At 58.9% G+C, this 4,447-nt stretch carries 5 protein-coding genes; 1 reads left to right on the top strand and 4 read right to left on the bottom strand.

The annotated features are described in order from the left end of the window. Together EN991_RS24810 and EN991_RS24815 are read right to left on the bottom strand one after the other, a co-directional pair. Nucleotides 1-548: chemotaxis protein CheB (locus EN991_RS24810; protein WP_164769353.1), on the bottom strand; the 548-nt coding region annotated here is incomplete at its 3' end. A gap of 141 nt (nucleotides 549-689) precedes the next feature. Then, nucleotides 690-1,658: a manganese catalase family protein gene (locus EN991_RS24815; protein WP_127369744.1), complete on the bottom strand. Its 969-nt coding sequence runs from the start codon at nucleotides 1,656-1,658 to the stop codon at nucleotides 690-692. Between the two features lie 512 nt (nucleotides 1,659-2,170). Between EN991_RS24815 and EN991_RS24820 the strand changes: the two genes are divergently transcribed. Then, nucleotides 2,171-2,407 (top strand): hypothetical protein, encoded by a 237-nt coding sequence (locus EN991_RS24820; protein ID WP_127369745.1) that lies wholly within the window; start codon nucleotides 2,171-2,173, stop codon nucleotides 2,405-2,407. A 425-nt stretch (nucleotides 2,408-2,832) separates the two neighbouring features. On the opposite strand, the gene EN991_RS24825 is transcribed toward EN991_RS24820, so the two are convergent. After that, nucleotides 2,833-3,546: a Crp/Fnr family transcriptional regulator gene (locus EN991_RS24825; RefSeq protein ID WP_127369746.1), complete on the bottom strand. Its 714-nt coding sequence runs from the start codon at nucleotides 3,544-3,546 to the stop codon at nucleotides 2,833-2,835. Between the two features lie 120 nt (nucleotides 3,547-3,666). Beyond that, nucleotides 3,667-3,987, bottom strand: coding sequence for a hypothetical protein (locus tag EN991_RS24830; RefSeq protein WP_164766095.1), 321 nt, complete (start codon nucleotides 3,985-3,987; stop codon nucleotides 3,667-3,669). Between the last annotated feature and the right edge of the window lie 460 nt (nucleotides 3,988-4,447).

The raw sequence follows: 4,447 nt of genomic DNA on the forward strand, positions 1-4,447 counted from the left end.
CTCAGCGGCATACCGGGTCCTGCAGCGTCGTCGGGATCCTGGACCACGCTGACGCCGCCGCAAGTCTTGATGGCGCGGAGGCCCGCGGTGCCGTCGGAGAGGTTGCCTGTGAGCACGACCCCAATTACGCTGCCACCAAAGCTGCAGGCCGCCGATCGGAAGAGGGGGTCGATGGCGGGGCGCGCCAGATTCTCCCGCGGCCCGCGTCGCAGCAGCATGTGATCGTCGTGTAAAAGCAGGTGAGCTCCGGGCGGTGCAACGAAGATGTGCCCATTTTCAACCGCCATGCCGCTTGCGGCATTCGCTACGGGCATGTTGGCAGCGCGACCGAGAATGTCGCCGAGGTAACTCGTGGGGCCGACGTGCTGTACGATGAGGAGGGCCGCCGGAATGTCCGGCGGGATATCGCGGACAAGTCTCTTCAGCGCGTCGACGCCCCCCGCCGAGGCTCCGATTGCGACAATGCACCGGTTCTCGCAACCGTGGGCACGCATCTTCTCCGGCTGTCCCGCATGTTCCGACTCTGGTCGTGGTGCGGCGGTGGCCATGTGCTTCACCCACCTTCAGTAAAGATGTCGATGCGAGCGCTCCGGCCAGTCCTCTGCTGCCGGTCGGATGCCCCGCTTTCGTCGCCAGCTTCCTGACCCATCGCCGGACATAGGTGCCCGGCAACGACGTTGGGCTCCGAACTAACGCTTACGTGCGCGTTTGACGGCAGCCTCTGCCACGGCGGGGGCCTCCTGAATGCTTGCCGCGCCGCCAAAATCCGCGTTCTTGGTACGGCCAGCTCCCGGGCCCGCACCGAGATCAGCGCCTGTGGTCGGATCGGAAGCCGGATCGGAAAGAGTACGGTCGGCCATCTTGGCCACCACCTTCATGTCCTTGGCCCCCAGCTTGACAGTTGCCAGGCCGTCTCCGCCGTCGACGGGCATCACCTCTTCAAGGTTATCGATCCGATCCCACTCTTCGCCGGAGTTCCAGGGCCCGGTGATATCGCCGTCGCCTTGAGAGGTGTTGACGTACATGCTGGCGTATTTCTCTACGCCCGGGAGCTTGCCTGACGGGAAATTGTTTTCGATCGCGTAAAGCGCTTTTTCAAATGACTTCTGGTGCGCAATCTCGCGCGTCATCAGGAAGCCGAGCGCGTCCTTGATGCCGGGGTCGTCGGTGATGTTGATGAGGCGTTCGTAAACGATCTTGGCGCGAGCTTCGGCGGCGATATTCGATCGCAGGTCCACCGTAGGCTCGCCGCGCGAGTCGACATAGGCGGCGGTCCAGGGAACGCCGGCTGAGTCGCAAAGCGCGGGAGCGCCGCCGAACAGAATCGATTCCTTGGCCGTTGTACCGCTGGCGCCGATCATCAGGTAAAGGTCCGCTTCCTTCATTTGGCCCTCGGCAAGTTGTGCCTTGAGCCCCTTGTTCAGCATGGTGACGATCGATCCCACCACTTCGAGGTGGCTGAGTTCCTCGGTTGCGATGTCGAGCAACATGTCGCGACGCCCAAGATCGTCTTCGCCGAGCCCTTGCGTGAAATAGCGCATCGCTGCGGCCAGCTCGCCGTCGGCGCCGCCGAATTGTTCCATGATCATGCACGCCAGTCTGGGGTTTGGCTCCGAGACACGGACGGTGTATTGCAGGCGCTTGTTGTGCATGAACATTGACATTCCTCCGGGTGCGTTGGCATGCCCAACTCATGCTTCGGAGGAATGTTCCATATCTGCTCGAAGCCGCGCTATCGCGGGCTCTATGTCGATGGGCGCAAATGCCAAAGCCTATAGCCTCAGCGGCTTGCAGGACAAGAGCAGCCGGAGCGCCCTCGTGAATGAGCGACGCAAAGCGGAGAAGTCATACCTTACGGCTCGGTTGAGTGTCCATTTGTAGCCAGGCGCTCAAGCACCTTCCGGGATTCTTCGATTTTCTGTCGCGTCGCTTGAATGGTCGCTTGTAAGTCTTCCAAATGCGCATCAGCCCGCCGCTGGAACATACGTGCGCTTTCGATGACATCGCTCGGCTTCGACGGGATCATTGCTATCACTCCGTTGGCGGAACTGAACCTGTCTCAGCGTCCGGATACGTCGCCGTTGTTCAGATAGATCAAAGAAGAAAAGCGCCAGTGACTCTCTCGTCTTTAAGGAGAAGTTCCTGATACAGTTTTTATCGGGCAACTCCTGTGTCCATCGGCAACGGGTTCACCCCGCAGATCGAAGCCGATGGCCTTCCCTTGTCCTGCCTAGGCGTGAACAATCAGGCCGACCAGATCCTCATCGCTGCACTCGCAGGCAGGGAGCCGATTTCGGATGTCGGCTATCACAACGGACGTCGAGATAATGTCGCTGCTGCGGTAACCAGAAAGCCACATCAGATTTGGACCTATAGGTTTCGAGGCTGGCAGCTTTCTCTTGAATGAAGTTGCGCATGCTGTTGCCCCACCATAGTTGAGAGTTCCCGACGCCTGGAGCTCAACAATTGCTTACTGAGCTTTAATTGCGTTAGGGCAGCGCTGTCGACGTTAAAAGCGGTCCTTGGTACGGTTGCAGACACTGTTTCCCATCCTACATCCCTATAGCGGCCGGACTGCCGCTGGCGGAGACACCGGTTGCCACGCTTTTTCTTGCACCTTGTCCTAGCCGGACGTCGGCGGCCTGATCCGGAGGGTAGTGAGCTCCCCGACAACGAAAGCGCCGTTCGCGAAGCGATTTGGGCAGCCAAGGACCTGATGGCCGAGGAATTGCGCGCTGGCAAACCGTTGATAAGTGATGCCGCGTTTGAGGTCGCGCTCGACGACGGGACGGTCATCGCAACCGTCACCTTCGTTGCCGCCGCCGACTATGGCTAGATTTTACCGAGCAGCCGCTCATATTCATGTTCCGGCTCGCTATAGGTGCCGTCGGCGATCTGAAACAGGCCATCGCGATCGCGGATAAGGATCTCACCTCGGTTTGCCCTGATCAGGCCCTTGCCTTCAAGTTCCTGAAGGGCGACGGTCACGCCAGGTCGCCGCACACCGAGCATAACAGACATGAACTCATGGGTGATCGCAAACCTGTCATTCCTTACCCTGTCCTGGCACATCAGCAGCCAGCGCGCCAAGCGTTCATCCAATTTCGATCGGGCATTCACCAGGGCGGTGTAGCTGGTTTGGATGAAGAGCGTTTGCACATAGAGAAGCAGCAGGGCCTTAAGCGTCGTGCTTTCTGACATGGCTGCGGATAATGCCAATGCAGGAATCTGGAATCCGTCCCCGGCGATCTGCATGTAGGTATCATGTGCGGCGCGATTGCCGCCAAGCACCAACAGTGCGCCGGTCATGCCTTCCAGACCGATGAGGCCCACCTCGGTATCGCGGCCTTTCGGGAACTTGGCAACCACCGAAGCGATGCCGCTTTCCAGAAAATAGACGTATTCGATGGGGGCCTTCGCGGTCTCAAGCGGAGTGCGCAATGGCAGATCCACCCGTTTAAGATGTCGCTCAAGTAGGTCCAGGTCAACGGGAGAAAGCCGCTTCAACAGGGCATTACGGCAACTGTTGTTTGGCTGGTTAGACATAACTCCACCCTCCATAGGGCAAGAGCTCTGTGATCTCCCAGCCGTTCGCGCCCGTGAAAACGTGCGAACGATAGGTCATATATAGGTTCTGCTGGTCACAACACCTAATCACGTTAGGCATTATGGCCGGGCACCGGACTTTTCCGCCGCGCGCGAAAAGGGGAATTCTAGAACAAGGACCTCGCGCTCATCGAAGATTTCGAAGACATCGCCGGTTAGGACCGGCTTGCCGGCCAGTAATCCCTCAGCCAAGATCTCCTTGGCCGAAGCCATGGCATCGTCTTCTACGTCTTGCAAGTTTGCGAACTCCTGCCCCTCTGGATCCTGGAGGAGCTGCCCGTCCCGGGTTCGAATGTGAAAGAAGAATCTGGGCATGGCTGCTCCACCTTTTTCGACTTTTAAATGCAGCACGCTTGATGAATAGCGTCGGAAACGTACCAAGCGGGGATATCCACGTGGGCGCCTGACCTGGCTAATCAGTTGCTCAGCGGAGGCTTTGCGTTGAGCTCGACCTGCCAAACCGGACGCCGATGCCATGCGCGATGGCGCTGGCGGCTATCAGTTCGGGAGTAACTGTCGAATGGCGGCTTCTGCCATGGAGGTCGAAATGACCTCATGGCGCCTTTTCCTCGTTTCGACATATTCTTCGACGAGCATTTTCAGGCGTCTTGCTGCCATATCGTCTGCAAACATCGGTTTGCTCCCGTCGGTTGACGGCCGCGTTGGTTCGCGCGTCATATTTCGATCGGTGAACCCGCGACACGAACGTTCTCGGTGAGCAAAGCTGCTGCTGAGTGATTTGTTCCGGCAGTCCGAGGACTTGGTTATTCCCAGACAATTGGCTGGTCGGTGCGTGGTCACAGCGGCACCGGGGTAGCTCCGCCTCTCCCCGCTATTAGGG

The organism is Mesorhizobium sp. M7A.F.Ca.US.005.03.2.1 (assembly GCF_003997795.1).
Taxonomy (GTDB): Bacteria; Pseudomonadota; Alphaproteobacteria; order Rhizobiales; family Rhizobiaceae; genus Mesorhizobium; species Mesorhizobium ciceri.

Bases quoted from the DNA above. Each gene is read 5' to 3' on its own strand.
- EN991_RS24815 (WP_127369744.1), bottom strand. From the start codon at position 1,658: ATGTTCATGCACAACAAGCGCCTGCAATACACCGTCCGTGTCTCGGAG.
- EN991_RS24825 (WP_127369746.1), bottom strand. From the start codon at position 3,546: ATGTCTAACCAGCCAAACAACAGTTGCCGTAATGCCCTGTTGAAGCGG.